This is a genomic window from Streptomyces sp. NPDC107471, from assembly GCF_055582845.1.
Genome location: NZ_JBVJPC010000002.1, coordinates 450,497 through 466,480, shown reverse-complemented (window position 1 = coordinate 466,480; position 15,984 = coordinate 450,497). Strand labels below are relative to the sequence as shown.

Annotated in this window: 15 protein-coding genes; 7 read left to right on the top strand and 8 right to left on the bottom strand. The window is 71.5% G+C overall.

What is annotated here, in order from left to right:
• Nucleotides 1–131 precede the first annotated feature (131 nt).
• The gene (locus ACZ66S_RS07015) at nt 132–1,289 is read left to right on the top strand and encodes a cystathionine gamma-synthase (RefSeq protein ID WP_469900227.1); all 1,158 of its coding nucleotides are present in this window, start codon (nt 132–134) and stop codon (nt 1,287–1,289) included.
• Nucleotides 1,290–1,305: 16 nt separating this feature from the next.
• Here the strand turns inward: ACZ66S_RS07015 and ACZ66S_RS07010 are convergent, their stop codons facing one another.
• The 3 genes from ACZ66S_RS07010 to ACZ66S_RS07000 all read right to left on the bottom strand — a co-directional run bounded on the left by ACZ66S_RS07010 (nt 1,306) and on the right by ACZ66S_RS07000 (nt 2,716).
• Complete coding sequence (locus tag ACZ66S_RS07010; RefSeq protein ID WP_469900225.1) at nt 1,306–1,554, bottom strand: hypothetical protein; 249 nt, start codon at nt 1,552–1,554, stop codon at nt 1,306–1,308.
• A gap of 28 nt (nt 1,555–1,582) precedes the next feature.
• Nucleotides 1,583–2,086: a sigma factor-like helix-turn-helix DNA-binding protein gene (locus tag ACZ66S_RS07005; protein ID WP_469900224.1), complete on the bottom strand. Its 504-nt coding sequence runs from the start codon at nt 2,084–2,086 to the stop codon at nt 1,583–1,585.
• A gap of 126 nt (nt 2,087–2,212) precedes the next feature.
• On the bottom strand, nt 2,213–2,716 hold the full coding sequence (locus tag ACZ66S_RS07000; protein WP_469900223.1) for a MarR family winged helix-turn-helix transcriptional regulator: 504 nt from the start codon (nt 2,714–2,716) through the stop codon (nt 2,213–2,215).
• A gap of 161 nt (nt 2,717–2,877) precedes the next feature.
• On the opposite strand from ACZ66S_RS07000, the gene ilvA reads away from it, so the two are divergent.
• The 3 genes from ilvA (at nt 2,878) to ACZ66S_RS06985 (ending at nt 6,241) form a co-directional block, all read left to right on the top strand.
• Nucleotides 2,878–4,107: a threonine ammonia-lyase gene (gene ilvA, locus ACZ66S_RS06995; protein ID WP_469900221.1), complete on the top strand. Its 1,230-nt coding sequence runs from the start codon at nt 2,878–2,880 to the stop codon at nt 4,105–4,107.
• Nucleotides 4,108–4,322: 215 nt separating this feature from the next.
• The gene (locus ACZ66S_RS06990) at nt 4,323–5,399 is read left to right on the top strand and encodes an ATP-binding cassette domain-containing protein (protein WP_469900219.1); all 1,077 of its coding nucleotides are present in this window, start codon (nt 4,323–4,325) and stop codon (nt 5,397–5,399) included.
• Nucleotides 5,396–6,241, top strand: coding sequence for an ABC transporter permease (locus ACZ66S_RS06985; RefSeq protein WP_469900218.1), 846 nt, complete (start codon nt 5,396–5,398; stop codon nt 6,239–6,241). Before ACZ66S_RS06990 ends, ACZ66S_RS06985 begins: the two co-directional genes overlap by 4 nt.
• A 178-nt stretch (nt 6,242–6,419) precedes the next feature.
• Here the strand turns inward: ACZ66S_RS06985 and greA are convergent, their stop codons facing one another.
• Both greA and ACZ66S_RS06975 read right to left on the bottom strand, forming a co-directional pair.
• Nucleotides 6,420–6,920 carry a transcription elongation factor GreA gene (gene greA, locus ACZ66S_RS06980; RefSeq protein ID WP_123991357.1) on the bottom strand — a complete coding sequence of 167 codons (501 nt, stop codon included), beginning with the start codon at nt 6,918–6,920 and terminating at the stop codon, nt 6,420–6,422.
• A gap of 167 nt (nt 6,921–7,087) precedes the next feature.
• Complete coding sequence (locus tag ACZ66S_RS06975; RefSeq protein WP_469900216.1) at nt 7,088–7,486, bottom strand: DUF4307 domain-containing protein; 399 nt, start codon at nt 7,484–7,486, stop codon at nt 7,088–7,090.
• A 135-nt stretch (nt 7,487–7,621) separates the two neighbouring features.
• On the opposite strand from ACZ66S_RS06975, the gene mca reads away from it, so the two are divergent.
• Both mca and ACZ66S_RS06965 read left to right on the top strand, forming a co-directional pair.
• Nucleotides 7,622–8,482 carry a mycothiol conjugate amidase Mca gene (gene mca, locus ACZ66S_RS06970; protein WP_469900875.1) on the top strand — a complete coding sequence of 287 codons (861 nt, stop codon included), beginning with the start codon at nt 7,622–7,624 and terminating at the stop codon, nt 8,480–8,482.
• Nucleotides 8,475–8,732: a hypothetical protein gene (locus ACZ66S_RS06965; RefSeq protein ID WP_469900215.1), complete on the top strand. Its 258-nt coding sequence runs from the start codon at nt 8,475–8,477 to the stop codon at nt 8,730–8,732. The genes mca and ACZ66S_RS06965 overlap by 8 nt, the downstream gene beginning before the upstream one ends.
• A gap of 374 nt (nt 8,733–9,106) precedes the next feature.
• Here the strand turns inward: ACZ66S_RS06965 and ACZ66S_RS06960 are convergent, their stop codons facing one another.
• Complete coding sequence (locus ACZ66S_RS06960; protein ID WP_469900214.1) at nt 9,107–12,310, bottom strand: tetratricopeptide repeat protein; 3,204 nt, start codon at nt 12,308–12,310, stop codon at nt 9,107–9,109.
• A 224-nt stretch (nt 12,311–12,534) separates the two neighbouring features.
• Between ACZ66S_RS06960 and ACZ66S_RS06955 the strand changes: the two genes are divergently transcribed.
• Complete coding sequence (locus tag ACZ66S_RS06955; protein ID WP_469900212.1) at nt 12,535–14,565, top strand: thioredoxin domain-containing protein; 2,031 nt, start codon at nt 12,535–12,537, stop codon at nt 14,563–14,565.
• On the opposite strand, the gene ACZ66S_RS06950 is transcribed toward ACZ66S_RS06955, so the two are convergent.
• Nucleotides 14,562–15,317, bottom strand: a complete 756-nt coding sequence (locus tag ACZ66S_RS06950; RefSeq protein WP_469900211.1) for a Mut7-C RNAse domain-containing protein — start codon at nt 15,315–15,317, stop codon at nt 14,562–14,564. The genes ACZ66S_RS06955 and ACZ66S_RS06950 overlap by 4 nt on opposite strands.
• A 33-nt stretch (nt 15,318–15,350) precedes the next feature.
• Complete coding sequence (locus ACZ66S_RS06945) at nt 15,351–15,977, bottom strand: TetR/AcrR family transcriptional regulator (protein WP_469900209.1); 627 nt, start codon at nt 15,975–15,977, stop codon at nt 15,351–15,353.
• Nucleotides 15,978–15,984: the final 7 nt, after the last annotated feature.

The following is a 15,984-nucleotide window of genomic DNA, read 5'->3' as shown; positions in this document are numbered from 1 at the left end:
TGCCCAACCCGGTCCGCGCCCTGTGGAAAACCCCTCGGACCGCCCCGAACACCTGGGGAAAACCCTGCGGTACGGCCGCCAGGAGCCCGGCGTCCGCCATCGGACCTCCGGGCGGACTACCCTCGGAGCCCATGAGCGACAGGCACATCAGTCAGCACTTCGAGACCCTCGCGATCCATGCGGGGAACACCGCGGACCCCCTCACCGGCGCGGTGGTCCCGCCGATCTACCAGGTCTCGACCTACAAGCAGGACGGCGTGGGCGGTCTGCGCGGCGGCTACGAGTACAGCCGCAGCGCCAACCCGACCCGTACCGCCCTGGAGGAGAACCTCGCCGCCCTCGAAGGCGGCCGCCGGGGCCTCGCGTTCGCGTCCGGACTGGCGGCCGAGGACTGCCTGCTGCGTACGCTGCTCAGCCCCGGCGACCACGTGGTCATCCCCAACGACGCGTACGGCGGCACCTTCCGCCTCTTCGCGAAGGTCGTCGCCCGCTGGGGCGTCGAGTGGTCGGTCGCCGACACCAGCGACCCGGCCGCCGTACGGGCCGCGATCACCCCGAAGACCAAGGCCGTGTGGGTGGAGACCCCCTCCAACCCACTGCTCGGCATCACCGACATCGCCGCCGTCGCCCAGGTCGCCCGGGACGCGGGCGCCAGGCTCGTCGTCGACAACACCTTCGCGACGCCCTACCTCCAGCAGCCGCTGTCGCTCGGCGCCGATGTCGTGGTGCACTCCCTGACCAAGTACATGGGCGGCCACTCCGACGTCGTGGGCGGGGCCCTCGTCACCGCCGACGAGACGCTCGGCGAGGAACTGGCGTACCACCAGAACGCGATGGGCGCGGTCGCCGGGCCCTTCGACTCCTGGCTGGTGCTGCGCGGCGCCAAGACGCTGTCGGTGCGCATGGACCGGCACAGCGAGAACGCCACCAAGGTCGCCGACATGCTCACCCGGCACGCGCGCGTGACGCACGTCCTCTACCCGGGCCTTGAGGACCACCCCGGCCACGAGGTCGCGGCCAAGCAGATGCGGTCCTTCGGCGGCATGGTCTCCTTCCGCGTGGAAGGCGGCGAGGAGGCGGCCGTCGAGGTCTGCAACCGCGCCAGGATCTTCACGCTGGGCGAGTCCCTGGGCGGCGTCGAGTCGCTGATCGAGCACCCCGGCCGGATGACGCACGCGTCCGTGGCGGGTTCGGCCCTGGAGGTCCCCGCCGACCTCGTACGCCTGTCCGTGGGCATCGAGAACGTCGACGACCTGCTGGAGGACCTCCAGCAGGCGCTGGCCAAGTAGGCAGGTACGGCCGGGCTCACCAGCCCGTCATCGGTGGAGTCGTCGTGGACGGCGGCTCCACCCAGGGGCGCGCGGTCAGCGCCCACACCACGAACGCCACACTCGCCGCCAACAGCAGCAGCCACATGGCCCGGCGCGCCACGGACCTGCGGCGCAGCATGCGCGATCCCCGGCGTACGACGTCCCCGTAGAGGTCCGCCGGCACCTGGGGCGTCCCCCGCTCCATGAGCTGCCGCACGGCGGCCTCGCGCTGTGTCCGGTTCACGCGCACCTCCCGGGACGAGTCGGCCGTGTCATGACGCCGCCACCTTCGCCCCGACCACGGCCGGTGCGGGCTCGCGCGGGGGGTGCAGCAGGGTCGCCGTCGCCCGGTCGCAGATCGTGCGGACGCGTTCCGTCGGCAGGCCCAGCAGGGCCGCCGCCTGCTCCTCGGCCACGCCCTCGTAGAGCCGCAGCACCAGGACCAGCCGCTCCTGGGGGGCGAGCCGGGCCAACGGGCTCGCGGGGTGCGTACGGCCGCCCAGGAGGATGCCGTGGCGGCGCCACGCCCCGTGGGCGAAGCGCAGGGCGAGGTACTGGCGGGCCCGGTCGTAGGGGTCCTCGCCGCGCAGGCGGTCCCAGCACGCGTACGTGTGGGCGAGCGCCAGGGTCAGCAGACGCCGCGCACGTGGGTTGTCGTCCGGCGACTCCGCCGTCAGCAGGGTCGCGGCGTGCAGGAGTCGCCCCGCCGCGCCGGCGACGAACGCCTCGAACTCCCGGGCCCGACGCGTGCCCTGGGACGCCTGCCGTTGCCGCACCGCACCTCCCCGCCCGGAGTGGCCGTACGACGGCTTCGTACGACCCACGAGGACCCAGAGGACCCGGTCTCATATGAGGCCCGGTCCGCCCGTCCGGTCAAGAGGTGGGGCAGTACGCGCGCGTGCTCAGGAGGTCTGCGCCTCCGGCCCGGGAACGCCCTGGGCCGACATCCGGGAGGAGAGCGCGGTGTTGAAGCGCGTGAGGAGCGTGCAGAACGCCTCGCGCTCCTCCGGCGCCCAGTCTTGTGTCAGCTCGGCCATCAACTGACGCCGGGAGGAGCGCACTTCCTCCAGCCGCGACTGTCCGCGCGGGGAGAGCTGGAGGACCACCGCGCGACCGTCCTCGGGGTGCGAGGTGCGCTTGACCAGGCCCGTGTCGACGAGCGGCGCCACCTGCCGGGTGACCGTCGAGGAGTCGATGCCCATGCTCGCCGCGAGCGCCTTGACGCCCATGGGGCCTTCCTTGTCGAGCCGGTTGAGCAGCAGGTACGCGGCACGGTCCATGGAGTTGCGCACCTGCCCCACCCCGCCGAGCCGGGTCTGTTCGGCACGACGGGCGAAGACCGCCACCTCGTGCTGCAGGGTGTCGAGGAGACCGGTGTCACCGACGGTCGTCATGTCCATCGACATTTCAGGTGTTGTGGGCATGGCCGGGGGCTCACTTCATGAAGGCTGCTGGGTTGGGGGACAGGTTACGCGGCCGGGGGGCGGGTCGTACCGGCGCTGCGCAAACCCGTCTCGGACGTTGGTCACAGCGCGAACACGCACGTGTGAACTGCGAGACTTGAGTCATGAACTACCGCAAGGCCCACCCCGTGCCGCCGGTGACGCTCGACGACGTGCGCGGCGCGCAGAAGATGCTGTCGGGCGTGGCGCGGGCGACCGCGATGGAGGGCAGCCGCCATCTGAGCCGGCTGGTGGGCGCGCCGGTGCACTTCAAGTGCGAGAACCTCCAGCGGACGGGGTCGTTCAAGCTCCGCGGCGCCTACGTGCGGATCGCCGGACTGCTGCCCGAGGAGCGGGCCGCGGGGGTCGTGGCCGCGAGCGCCGGAAACCACGCGCAGGGTGTCGCGCTGGCGTCCACGCTGCTCGGCGTGCGCTCCACGGTGTTCATGCCCAAGGGCGCCCCGCTGCCGAAGATCAGCGCGACCCGGCACTACGGCGCCGAGGTGCGGCTGCACGGCCAGGTGGTCGACGAGACGCTGGCCGCCGCACAGGAGTACGCGGCCGAGACGGGCGCGGTGTTCATCCACCCCTTCGACCACCCCGACGTCATCGCGGGCCAGGGCACGGTCGGCCTGGAGATCCTGGAGCAGTGCCCGGAGGTGCGCACGATCGTGCTCGGGATCGGCGGCGGCGGACTCGCGGCCGGGGTCGCGATCGCCGTGAAGTCGCTGCGGCCCGACGTGCGGATCGTGGGCGTGCAGGCGGCGGGCGCGGCCGCGTACCCGCCCTCGCTGGCGGCCGGGCGTCCGGTGGCGATCGAGAACCCGGTGACGATGGCCGACGGCATGAAGGTGGGGCGGCCCGGGGACGTGCCGTTCGGGATCGTGGGCGAATTCGTGGACGAGGTCCGCACGGTGACCGAGGACGAGCTGTCCGCCGCCCTGCTGCTGTGCCTGGAGCGGGCCAAGCTGGTCGTCGAGCCCGCCGGGGCGAGCCCGGTGGCCGCCCTGCTGAGCGACCCGGGCTCCTTCGAGGGGCCGGTCGTCGCGGTGCTGTCCGGCGGCAACGTCGACCCCGTGCTGCTCCAGCGGGTCCTGCGGCACGGCATGTCCGCACAGGGCCGCTACCTGGCCGTCCGGCTGCGGCTGACGGACCGTCCCGGTGCCCTCGCGACGCTTCTCGGAGTGTTGTCAGTGGCCGACGCTAATGTCCTGGACGTGAGCCACATCCGGACCGATCCACGGCTCGGGCTCGCGGAGGCGGAGGTCGAGCTGCACCTGGAGACGAAGGGCCCCGAGCACTGCGCCGAGGTCGGGCGCGCCCTGCGTGAGGCGGGTTACACGGTCATCGACTGAGGTCAGACGCCTTCGACGCACCCTCAGGACCCAGGAGTCACTCTTTCGGGTAAGTCCATTGAGAGACGCGATACATCGCGTTATGGTGTGTCTCGTGTCACGGCTCGTTCCGCTCTTCGTTCCACCGCTCACGCCGTCCCCGAAGAAAAGGACGGGCGGGAGAAACCGCATAAACCTAGGCTTTCCCAAGAATCCCCGACGACGTGGAGACTCATATGCCAGGCGCCATCTATGCCGAAGGGCTGGTCAAGGCCTTCGGCGACGTAAAGGCACTGGACGGCGTCGACCTGGACGTCCCCGAAGGCACCGTCCTGGGCCTCCTCGGACCGAACGGCGCGGGCAAGACGACGACCGTCCGCTGTCTGACCACCCTGCTCAAACCGGACCGCGGCTCGGCGGTCGTCGCCGGCATCGACGTCCTCAAGCACCCCGACGCGGTCCGCCGCTCCATCGGCCTCTCCGGCCAGTTCGCAGCGGTCGACGAATACCTCACCGGCCGCGAGAACCTCCAGATGGTCGGCCAGCTCTACCAGATGAAGGCCAAGCACGCGAAGGTCCGCGCGACCGAGCTGCTGGAGCAGTTCGACCTCGCCGACGCGGCCGACCGCCCCACCAAGACCTACTCCGGCGGTATGCGCCGCCGCCTCGACCTCGCTGCCGCCCTGGTCGTCTCGCCACCCGTGATGTTCATGGACGAGCCGACGACCGGCCTCGACCCGCGCAACCGCCAACTGCTGTGGGAGGTCATCAAGGGGCTCGTCTCCGGGGGCACCACCCTGCTGCTGACCACGCAGTACCTGGAAGAGGCCGACCACCTCGCCCATGACATCGCCGTCGTCGACCACGGCCATGTCATCGCCACGGGCACCTCCGACCAGCTCAAGGCCCGCACCGGCGGCGAGCGCGTCGAGGTCGTCGTGCACGAGCGCGAGCACATCCAGACCGCCTCGGAGATCCTGCGCGGTTTCGGCAAGGGCGAGACCACGGTCGAGGACCACATGCGCAAGCTCACCGTGCCCGTCACCGGCGGCGCCAAGCTGCTCGCCGAGGTCATCCGCGAGCTCGACACCCGGGGCATCGAGATCGACGACATCGGTCTGCGCCGCCCCACCCTCGACGACGTCTTCCTGTCCCTGACGGGTCATGTGGCCGAGACGAAGGACGAGGACGCGGACGAGAACACGGACAAGAAAGCCGACAAGAAGTCGGACCGGAAGAGCGGCCAGAAGGCCGACCAGAAGACGGACCAGACGACCGACGAGAAGACGGACCAGAAGGAGGACGCCCAGTGAGCGCCGTCACCGACACCGCGCGCGTCGCGGCTCCCGGCAACCCCCTCAGCCAGTCCGTCCGGGACTCGCTGGTCGTCGCCAAGCGCAACCTGATCCGGATGTCCAGGATCCCCGAGATGGTCATCTTCGGCCTCATCCAGCCGATCATGTTCGTGGTGCTGTTCAGCTATGTCTTCGGCGGCTCCATGAACATCGGCGGCACCACGGACTCCTCCGTCTACCGCGAGTTCCTGATGGCCGGCATCTTCGCGCAGACCGTCACCTTCGCCACCGCGGGCGCCGGGGCGGGGATCGCCGACGACATGCACAAGGGGCTCATCGACCGCTTCCGCTCACTGCCCATGGCCCGCGGCGCGGTCCTCACCGGACGGACGCTCGCCGACCTGGTGCAGACGGCGCTGACCCTGTTCGTGCTGGCCATGGTCGCCCTGCTGGTCGGCTGGCGCACCCACACCAGCATCGGCGAGGTCCTCGGCGCCTTCGGCCTGCTGCTCCTGCTCGGATACGCGTTCACCTGGGTCGGCGCACTGATCGGCCTGTCCGTGCGCACTCCGGAGGCGGCCACCTCGGGCGGGCTGATCTGGCTCTTCCCGGTGACGTTCATCTCGAACGCGTTCGTGGACTCCAGCCGTATGACGCCCTGGCTGCGGCACGTCGCCGACTGGAACCCCTTCAGCGCCACGGTCCAGGCCTGCCGCAAGCTGTTCGGCAACCCCGGGGTGTCCCCCTCGGAGGCCTGGCCCATGCAGCACCCGGTCTGGGCCTCGCTGATCTACTCGGTCCTGATCGTCGTGCTGTTCAGAACCCTGGCGGTCCGCAAGTACCGCTCGGCCACCGCATGACGAAGCCTCCCGCGTGACGAAGTCTCCCGTGTGAGGGAGCCGCCGTGTGACGGAGCCCCACGCACGACGGCGCCCCACGCATCATGGCGCCCCCGGCATGACGGAGCCCCGCACATGACGGAGCCCCCGGTGCCGCAAGGGCGCCGGGGGCCCGTCGAGGACCGATGGTCGGCCGGGGTCAGCCGTTGTAGGGCTCGGCCTTGAGGATGGTCACGGAGGCCTTCTTGCCGTTCGGCAGCTCGTACTCCGCGTCCTCGCCGACCTTGTGGCCGATCACGCCGGAGCCCAGCGGAGACTGCGGCGAGTAGGTCTCGACGTCCGCGCTCGCGTACTCGCGCGAGGCGAGCAGGAAGGTCATCGTGTCGTCCTCGTCGCCGTCGAACGCGATCGTCACGACCATGCCGGGCGCCACGGCACCGTCCGCGGACGCCGGCGCCTCGCCGACCTTGGCCTTCTCCAGGAGCTGGGTGAGCTGGCGGATGCGGAGCTCCTGCTTGCCCTGCTCTTCCTTGGCCGCGTGGTACCCGCCGTTCTCGCGCAGGTCGCCCTCCTCGCGCGCAGCCGCGATCTTCGCGGTGACTTCCTCGCGCGCGGGACCAGACAGGTACGCCAGCTCTTCCTTGAGCTTGGTGTACGCCTCCTGCGTAAGCCAGGTGACGTCTTCGCTGGTCTGGGTCACAGGTGCTCCTCGTAGGTACTGGGAATACAAAGCATCGCCCTACCCAGAAGAATGTTCCTTCACGGAAGGGCGAAACCACGAGCCTAACAATTCACAAGCCGAAGGGGGAGGACATAAGCCATCAGAAATACGTCGGCGCAGGTCAGGGCCGAGTATCGGGGGTGACGTCAGTCGGCGTGACAGCCCAGCAGCTCGGCCGTGGTGCCCGGAGCCGTCGTACGGAGCGTGACGACCTTGTCGATGCGGGTGGAGTCCCCGCCGAAGCGGAAGTCGGCCCGGCCCACCTCGGAGCCGTCCGCCGCCTGGGAGCGGACCGTGCAGTAGCCGGACGTGCCGGAGTCCTTGCGGACCTCCAGATGCACCTCGACCGCGGAGTCCTTCGCGTCGAAGGCGATCACCTCGCCGCTGATCTTGCTCTGGCCGACGTAGTGGTAGGCGAAGTAACCGATCAACGCGAGCAGGAGGGCCCCGAACACGGCACCGGCGATCTTGAGCCGGTGGTCGGAGCGCTCGTCCGAGGAGCGGCCGTAGCGGCCCTCGGGCAGCCGTGTGCTCGCCGTGCTCATGATCGTCTCCCTGGAAACCAGGCCGCGGAATTAATCGCCCCCCGATTCGGTCACTATAGAAGCCGCCGTTCGCGCCCGAAGACACCGGGGGCACCGACTTACGAGGATTGAGTCTTGACTGACCAGCTACGACTGATGGCCGTGCACGCCCACCCCGACGACGAGTCGAGCAAGGGCGCGGCCACCATGGCGAAGTACGTGTCCGAGGGGGTGGACGTGCTGGTCGTGACCTGCACGGGCGGGGAGCGCGGCTCCATCCTCAACCCCAAGCTCCAGGGCGACAAGTACATCGAGGAGCACATCCACGAGGTACGCAAGAAGGAGATGGACGAGGCCCGGGAGATCCTCGGCGTCCGGCAGGAGTGGCTCGGCTTCGTCGACTCCGGCCTGCCCGAGGGCGACCCGCTGCCGCCGCTGCCGGAGGGCTGCTTCGCCCTGGAGGACGTCGACAAGGCGGCCGGCGAGCTGGTGAAGCAGATCCGCTCCTTCCGTCCCCAGGTGATCACCACCTACGACGAGAACGGCGGCTACCCGCACCCCGACCACATCATGACCCACAAGATCTCGATGGTGGCGTTCGAGGGCGCGGCGGACACCGAGAAGTACCCCGAGGCCGAGTACGGCCCCGCCTACCAGCCGCAGAAGCTCTACTACAACCAGGGCTTCAACCGCCCCCGCACCCTGGCGCTGCACAACGCTCTGATCGAGCGCGGTCTGGAGTCGCCGTACGGGGACTGGCTCAAGCGCTGGGACGACTCGCCGATGCGGGACCGCACGCTGACCACCCACATCCCGTGCGCCGAGTTCTACGAGATCCGCGACAAGGCCCTGATCGCGCACGCCACCCAGATCGACCCCGACGGCGGCTGGTTCCGGGTGCCGCTGGAGCTCCAGAAGGAGGTCTGGCCCACGGAGGAGTACGAGCTCGCGAAGTCCCTCGTCGATACCTCCCTCCCCGAGGACGACCTCTTTGCGGGCATCCGCGACAATGCCTGACATGAGCGCAAGCGCAAGCCTGGCAATGACGCACCTCGTGACCTTCGCCAAGGAGGTCGACGAGGACAAGGTCACCCCCGGCGTCCTCGGCTTCATCGTCTTCGCGGCGATGGCCCTGGCGGTGTGGGCCCTGATGAAGTCCATGAGCAAGCACATGAAGAAGGTCGACTTCAAGGAGTCCCCGGACGAGGCCCCCGGCCAGGGCCCCGCCGAAACCCCGTCCGGCAAGACGTCACCGGCCAAGGGCTGACCCACCGGCCCATGACGGGAGGGGCGACCCTCCCGTCATCGGCCGTGCCCGCTCGCTGCGGACGGGGCTGTTACGGCCGTCGCATGTGAGGGCGTGCCTCAGCCCGCGTGGAGGCCGTTGCCGTCGTCCGGTGGCGACGGCGACCGGGACGACTCCGCTCACGGCGGGCGAGGCCCCGCCCCTGATCTGCGTCCGACCCTCCGCTCCACCAGGCTTACCGCCCCGCGGATACCGGAGCCGCTGGAGTCGCCCCGGACGGTGACCAGCACACGCAACCCGCGCACGCCATGGCGCCCCACGAGACCCGCCCCCGGCCAGTGCCACAACCCCACCCAGGTACGCGGACCACGCGCCTTTCACTCCCCGGCACCGCCTCACCCCCGAGCCGAAGCCACCCCCACCCCCATCACCTCTCGGGCGTGGCGGTTGGGGACCATTCCCAGGCGCCAGGCCTGCCAGCCGGTGTCCAGGTTGACGCCGCGCTCCAGGAGCAGCGCGTACGCGCTCACGTAGTCGTCCAGCTTCTCGTCGCGGGTGTCGTGCTCGTGGCGGGACAGTTCCGCCAGTTCCTCCTGGGCGACCGCCGCGCCGATCTCCACGCCGCCCGGGGCCGCGTACGGCAGCAGGGTGCAGCGCAGGAAGCGGGTCCAGTCCTCGCCCCGCCGGTCGCCGTAGGAGGCGAACAGGGCCGCCGCCTCGTCGCACAGGGCGAGGGCCTGCGGGGTGCGGCCGTTGCCCGCGTCGACCACCGCCAGTTCCAGGCAGGTCCACGCCTCGCCGTGGGCGACGCCGATGCGCTGGAAGTCGGCGCGGGCGTCGACCAGGAGCTGGCGGGCGAAGCCGGAGTTGCGCAACGAGCCGGTCTGCGCGGCCCGTTGGTCGCGGGTGACACGGGCCGAGTGGTGCCGGGCGCAGGCGAGGCCGTAGACGTCCCGCATGCGGGAGAACATCGTGCGGGAGCGTTCCAGTTCGCGGACCGCGAGGTCCAGGTTGCCCGTCTCCTCCAGGGCCTGGCCCAGGTAGTACACCGTCCACGCCTGACCGCGCGCGTCCTCGTTGTCGCGGTGCCGGGAGGCCGCCTGCCGCAGACCGTCCACCGCGGCCGACGGGTCCCCGGCCACCAGACGGGCCCGCGCGAGCTGCGTCATCGCCCACGCCTCGCCGCGGGCGTCGCGGGTACGGCCGTACAGGTCGAGGGCCGTCCTCAGCTCCGACTCCGCCCGCGGCACGTCCCCCATGCGCAGGGCGAGCTGGCCGAGCTGGAAGTGGGCCCAGGCCTCGCCGTGCACCGACTCGCCGGCGCGGTGCAGGACCAGGGAGCGGGTCAGCAGGTCCAGGGACTCTGCCACCCGGCCCCGGTCGCGCTCGACGGCCGCCAGGGCGTGCATGGTCCAGGCACGGTCCGTGTCCAGCTCGGGCGGCGACTGCAGGGCCAGCGCCTCCTGGAGCTTCGCCGCCGCCTCCGTCAGATGCCCCTGGTGATGCAGGGTGATGCCCAGGGAGCACAGGGCACGCGCGGCCCCCGCGTCGTGATGCGCCTCCATGTAGAGGTCCACCACCGAGGTCAGCGTCGTGCGCGCCTTGTCCAGCTCGCCGAGCTGGCGCGCGGCGATACCGGTGCGCCACTGCACCGAGCGGACCAGCAGCCCCTGGTCCACCGCCTGCGCCAACTCGCTGATCTCACCCAGGCGGTAGAGGTCGCCGCGCAGCAGGCAGTAGTCGCACAGCGCGCCCAGCAGATTGAGGACCGCCCCCTGGTTGACGCCGTCCGCGTGCCGCAGCGCCGCCGTGATGAAGCTCGACTCGTCGTCCAGCCAGCGCAGCGCCTCGTCCAGGGAGGTGAAACCGTGCGGGCTGAAACGGTCCGAGCGGGTCGACATGTTGCCGTCGACCAGACGCAGCACCGAGTCGGCGAGATCGGCGTAGTTGACGATGAGGCGTTCCTGCGCGGCCGTGCGCTCGGCCGGCTCCTCCTCGTCCAGCAGCCTGGCCTGGGCGAAGGCGCGGACCACGTCGTGGACGCGGTAACGGCTGCCGCGGACGTGGTCGATCAGCCCCGTGCGGGCCAGCGCCGTCAGATGCCGGACCGCCTCCGTCTCGTCGGTGCCCAGCAGCGCGGCGGCCGCGGCGGCGCCCAGCGAGGCCCGCCCGGCCAGCGCGAGCCGACGCAGCAGCCGGCGGGCCGGCTCCGACTGGTCGGTGTAGCGCAGCCACAGGGCGCGCTCCACGGGCTCGACCGGACCGTACGCGCCCAGATCCGCGGCGAGCTGCCGCGGCGAGCGGGGCCCCAGCGCCGAACCCGCGATGCGCAGGGCCAGCGGCAGACCTCCGCACAACTCCCTGATCCGGTCGGCGGACTGGGCGTCGTAGGGGCCGGTGGCGGACTGCGCGGCCGCGTCCAGCAGCTCCTCGGCGCCCGCCGCGTCCAGGGCCTCGACCGGGAGCTGGTGCACATGGGCGGCGAGGTCGGCAGGCAGGCCGAGCGGCTCGCGCGCGGTGACCAGGATCAGGCTGTCGGAACGCTCCGGGACCAGCGTGCGGACCTGCTCGGGGTCCGAGGCGTCGTCCAGCACGATCGTCACCGGCAGGCCGGTCAGATGCTGGTGGTACAACTCGCTCAGCCGCTTGACCTGCTGGTCCGGGGAGGAACGCTCACGGAACAGGAGCTGCTCGCGCGGGGCGCCGAGCCGGTTCAGCAGATGCAGCAGCGCGTCCCGGGTGGAGAGCGGGGACTCCTCCGGGTTGTCGCCGCGCAGGTCCACCACACAGGCGCCGCGGAAGTAGTCCCTGAGGTCGTGCGCCGCCCGTACGGCCAGAGCGGTACGGCCGCTGCCCGGCGGACCGTGCAGGACGACCACCGTGGGCCGGGTCTCGGTGGTCGCCCGGGCAGCCTGCACCCACTGCCGGACACGGCCCATCTCCGCCCGACGGTCCGCGAACTCGCCTACCTGCTCGGGAAGTTGACCGAACGACTGCTCCAGGACGCTTCTGCCGCGGGCCGCCGCGCTCTTGTCCGTGCCGCGCAGCCGCGGACCCGCCTTCTTCGGGCCGGTCGACGCGCTCAGCACCCGCTGCTGGTCGAGGATGGGCCGTATCCCCCGCACCTCCAAAGCCGTCAGCCACTGGAGCCGGAGCTGTTCCGGGCCGCCGGGCTGACCCATGGCACCCGCCCGGTGGTGCGCGGCCGGCAGATGCGAGCCGGCCACCTTCACGACGGTCGCCGCGGCGCCCACGACCCCCACGACCACGCCCGCGCCCAGCGCGGTGCCCGCGCCGGTACCGAGCGCCAGGTCGGCGACGGCGGCGGCCAGGGCGGCGACCGCGGCCACCAGCAGGGGCGTGCCGGACGCCTCCTTCGCGTACCGCTGCCCGAACGTGAGCTGACCGGCCTGCGCCTCGTCCAGCGCGCGCGTGTACGCCTCGTACTCCTCGGCGGCCGTCTGCGCCATCGCGTCCAGTGATCCACGGGCCCGCGCGAGCAGTACGGTGCCGTCGACCCGCCCGCCCGACCGCCGCACCTCCTCCTCCACGGCCCGCCCCAACAGCCGTTCGGCTTCCGCCCGATGGCTGTCCCGCATGTCACGTCCCCCTCCGGCGGCAACGGCTTTCTTGGTCAAGTGTGCTGCGGACGGGGCATCGGGGCGAGAGGGCGAACGCTCCGGCCTCATCGGCGAGGCCGCGCACGCAGAACCGTCTGCGCCCCGCCGCCGTCCCGTCCCCGCGTCGCCCCCGTCCCCTCCGCGTCACCGTCCGGGGCACGTCTGACGCCCCGGCCGAGGGGTACTGCGGCAGGATGGACCCCATGCCGAACCGACTGGCCCACGAGACGTCCCCCTACCTCCTCCAGCACGCGGACAACCCGGTCGACTGGTGGCCCTGGTCGGCCGAGGCCTTCGAGGAGGCGCGGAAGACGAACAAACCCGTCCTGCTGAGCGTCGGGTATTCGAGCTGCCACTGGTGTCATGTCATGGCCCACGAATCGTTCGAGGACCGGGCGACCGCGGACTTCCTCAACGAGCACTTCGTGAGCGTCAAGGTCGACCGCGAGGAGCGGCCCGACGTCGATGCCGTCTACATGGAGGCCGTGCAGGCTGCCACCGGGCAGGGTGGGTGGCCCATGACCGTGTTTCTGACGCCGGACGCCGAGCCCTTCTACTTCGGGACCTACTTCCCGCCCTCGCCCCGCCAGGGCATGCCCTCCTTCCGGCAGGTGCTGGAGGGGGTGCGGGCCGCCTGGAGCGACCGGCGGGACGAGGTCGCCGAGGTCGCCGGGAAGATCGTGCGGGACCTCGCCGGGCGGGAGATCTCCTACGGCGACTCGCAGGCCCCCGGTGAGGAGCAGCTCGCGGCGGCGCTGCTCGGGCTGACGCGGGAGTACGACGCGCAGCGCGGCGGGTTCGGCGGGGCGCCGAAGTTCCCGCCGTCCATGGTGGTGGAGTTCCTGCTGCGGCACCACGCCCGCACCGGCGCCGAGGGCGCTCTCCAGATGGCCCGGGACACCTGTGAGCGGATGGCCCGCGGCGGTGTCCACGACCAGCTCGGCGGCGGTTTCGCCCGGTACTCGGTGGACCGCGACTGGGTCGTGCCGCACTTCGAGAAGATGCTCTACGACAACGCCCTGCTGTGCCGGGTCTACGCGCACCTGTGGCGTGCGACGGGTTCCGAGCTGGCTCGGCAGGTCGCGCTCGACACGGCCGACTTCATGGTGCGTGAACTGCGGACCGCGGAGGGCGGGTTCGCGTCCGCGCTGGACGCCGACAGCGACGACGGGACCGGGAAGCACGTCGAGGGCGCGTACTACGTGTGGACGCCGGAGCAGTTGCGTGAGGTGCTCGGGGAGCAGGACGCCGAGCTCGCGGCGCGGTACTTCGGTGTCACCGAGGAGGGCACCTTCGAGCACGGGCAGTCCGTGCTGCAACTGCCGCAGCAGGACACGGTGTTCGACGCCGCGAAGGTGGCGTCGATCAGGCGGCGGCTGTTCGAGGCGCGGGCGCGGCGGCCCGCGCCCGGCCGGGACGACAAGGTCGTCGCCGCGTGGAACGGTCTCGCGATCGCCGCGCTCGCCGAGACGGGGGCGTACTTCGACCGTCCCGACCTGGTCGACGCCGCTCTCGGGGCGGCCGACCTTCTCGTACGGCTGCATCTGGACGAGCAGGTCCGGCTGTCCCGTACCAGCAAGGACGGGCAGGTGGGGACGAACGCCGGGGTGCTGGAGGACTACGCCGATGTGGCCGAGGGCTTCCTGGCGCTGGCGTCGGTGACCGGGGAGGGCGTCTGGCTCGACTTCGCGGGGTTCCTGCTCGACCATGTGCTGGCGCGGTTCACCGGGCCCGAGGGGGCGTTGTTCGACACGGCGGCGGATGCCGAGCGGCTGATCCGCCGGCCGCAGGACCCGACCGACAACGCGGTGCCGTCCGGGTGGACGGCGGCGGCGGGGGCGTTGTTGTCGTACGCGGCGCAGACCGGGTCGGAGCCGCATCGGGAGGCCGCGGAGAAGGCGCTCGGCGTGGTGAAGGCGCTCGGGCCGCGGGTGCCGCGGTTCGTCGGGTGGGGGCTGGCGGTGGCGGAGGCGAACCTCGACGGGCCGAGGGAGGTCGCGGTGGCGGGGCCTTCCCTGACCGATCCGGCGACAAAAGCCCTGCACCGTACGGCACTTCTGGGTACCGCGCCGGGTGCCGTGGTCGCCGTGGGGACTCCGGACGGCGGTGAACTCCCGCTGCTCGCCGACCGGGTCCTCGTGCATGGCGAAGCCACGGCGTACGTCTGCCGGCACTTCACGTGTGACGCGCCGACGACGGACGCGGATGCGTTGCGGGTGGCGTTGGGCGGTTAGGCGTCCGCGGCGCAGTCGGTGCCGCTGGGGGGCGCGAACCGGGCCAGGGCGTTCGCCACGATCGCCTCCAGCTTCTCGTGGTGGGCGCCCCTCCAGTACGCCCGGCCGCACTCCTGGCATTGCGCGAAGACGTCGTACGACCGCTCCGTGCCGCCCTCCAAGCGGTCCGCCACCTCCTCCTTGGTGGCGTCCTTCAGCAGGCCGTTGCAGGCCGTGCAGCGGGACCACGGCCGCAACCGGGGGCGGAAGCGGTCCAGGGTGTCGCGGAGCTGGGCTTCCGGGTCGGTGCTGTACACGAACGCGCCCGCCCACAGTTCCCGGCGGTGCAGCAGGCCGCGGTCGCGGCTGAGCAGGACGCGTTTCTCGGTGGCCGAGCGGGTGGCGAGGGCCGGGTCGCCGATGTCGGTCGACTCGTAGGCCGTGTCCACGCCGAGCAGGCGGAGCCGGCGGGCGAGGGTGCCGAGGTGGACGTCGAGGAGGAAGCGGAGCGGGGCGCCGGGGACCTGCTGGGGGCGGGCGACGGGGAGGACGTGCACGGTGTCGCCCGCGGCGGGGACGTACGACCTCGGCATCTCGTGGCCGTCGACCCGCAGTGCGCCGACCTCGGTGAGCGGGACGCCGAGGGACTCCACGACGTGGCCGAGGGAGGAGGTGCCGTCGGTGGTGACCGGGGTGGCGCCGCGGCGGCGTCCGTGCGGGACGAACAGGGCCAGCTCGGGGGCGAATTCGACGTGGATCTCGGGTGCGCTCACCGGGTCAGGATGGCATGCGGGCGGGCGGTGGTCTCAGGGCTTTTTCGCGGGGAGCCCGTGTTCCAGGACGCGCAGGGCGCGCTCGGTGAGGCCGTGCAGGTCGTCCTGCATGCCGTTCTCCGCCCAGTACTGGTAGACCTCGGTGAGACCGCCGATGAGGGACATCGTCTGGACCCGTACCTCCAGGTCGTCGGCGTCCCGGCCGGTGCGTTCCGCGATGGCGGTGGCGAGGAGCCGGCCGGTGACGGACATGCTCTCCATCATGCGGGCGCGGACCGCGGGCACCTGGATCATCAGGTGGGCGCGCAGCCGGGTGACCTCGTGGTCCACGGCGGAGACGTCGAGGGCGCGGTGCAGGATGTGCCGTACGGACTCCATCCACGGCTCGTCCAGCGGCCGTGAGCGGAGTTCTTCCAGCATGACGGGGTCGTACTCGTCCGTGAGGACGATGTCCTCCTTGGTGGGGAAGTAGCGGAAGACCGTGGACGGCGACACCTCGGCGCGCTCGGCGATCTGCTCGACGGTGGTGGCGTCGTAGCCCTGTTCCTCGATCAGCGCGTAGGTGGCGTCGCGGATCGCCGTCCGGGTCTTGATCTTCTTCCGTTCGCGAAGTCCCAGTTGGGGGACGTCAGCGGAGGGAGAGGAGTGTACGGGCGTCATGGGTGCC

Bases quoted from the DNA above. Each gene is read 5' to 3' on its own strand.
- ACZ66S_RS06965 (WP_469900215.1), top strand. From the start codon at position 8,475: ATGCCTGACATGAGCGCAAGCGCAAGCCTGGCAATGACGCACCTCGTG.
- ACZ66S_RS07000 (WP_469900223.1), bottom strand. From the start codon at position 2,716: ATGTCGATGGACATGACGACCGTCGGTGACACCGGTCTCCTCGACACC.
- mca (WP_469900875.1), top strand. From the start codon at position 7,622: ATGGCCGTGCACGCCCACCCCGACGACGAGTCGAGCAAGGGCGCGGCC.
- ACZ66S_RS07015 (WP_469900227.1), top strand. From the start codon at position 132: ATGAGCGACAGGCACATCAGTCAGCACTTCGAGACCCTCGCGATCCAT.
- ACZ66S_RS06975 (WP_469900216.1), bottom strand. From the start codon at position 7,486: ATGAGCACGGCGAGCACACGGCTGCCCGAGGGCCGCTACGGCCGCTCC.
- ACZ66S_RS06960 (WP_469900214.1), bottom strand. From the start codon at position 12,310: ATGCGGGACAGCCATCGGGCGGAAGCCGAACGGCTGTTGGGGCGGGCC.
- ACZ66S_RS06990 (WP_469900219.1), top strand. From the start codon at position 4,323: ATGCCAGGCGCCATCTATGCCGAAGGGCTGGTCAAGGCCTTCGGCGAC.
- ACZ66S_RS06945 (WP_469900209.1), bottom strand. From the start codon at position 15,977: ATGACGCCCGTACACTCCTCTCCCTCCGCTGACGTCCCCCAACTGGGA.
- ACZ66S_RS06955 (WP_469900212.1), top strand. From the start codon at position 12,535: ATGCCGAACCGACTGGCCCACGAGACGTCCCCCTACCTCCTCCAGCAC.
- ilvA (WP_469900221.1), top strand. From the start codon at position 2,878: ATGAACTACCGCAAGGCCCACCCCGTGCCGCCGGTGACGCTCGACGAC.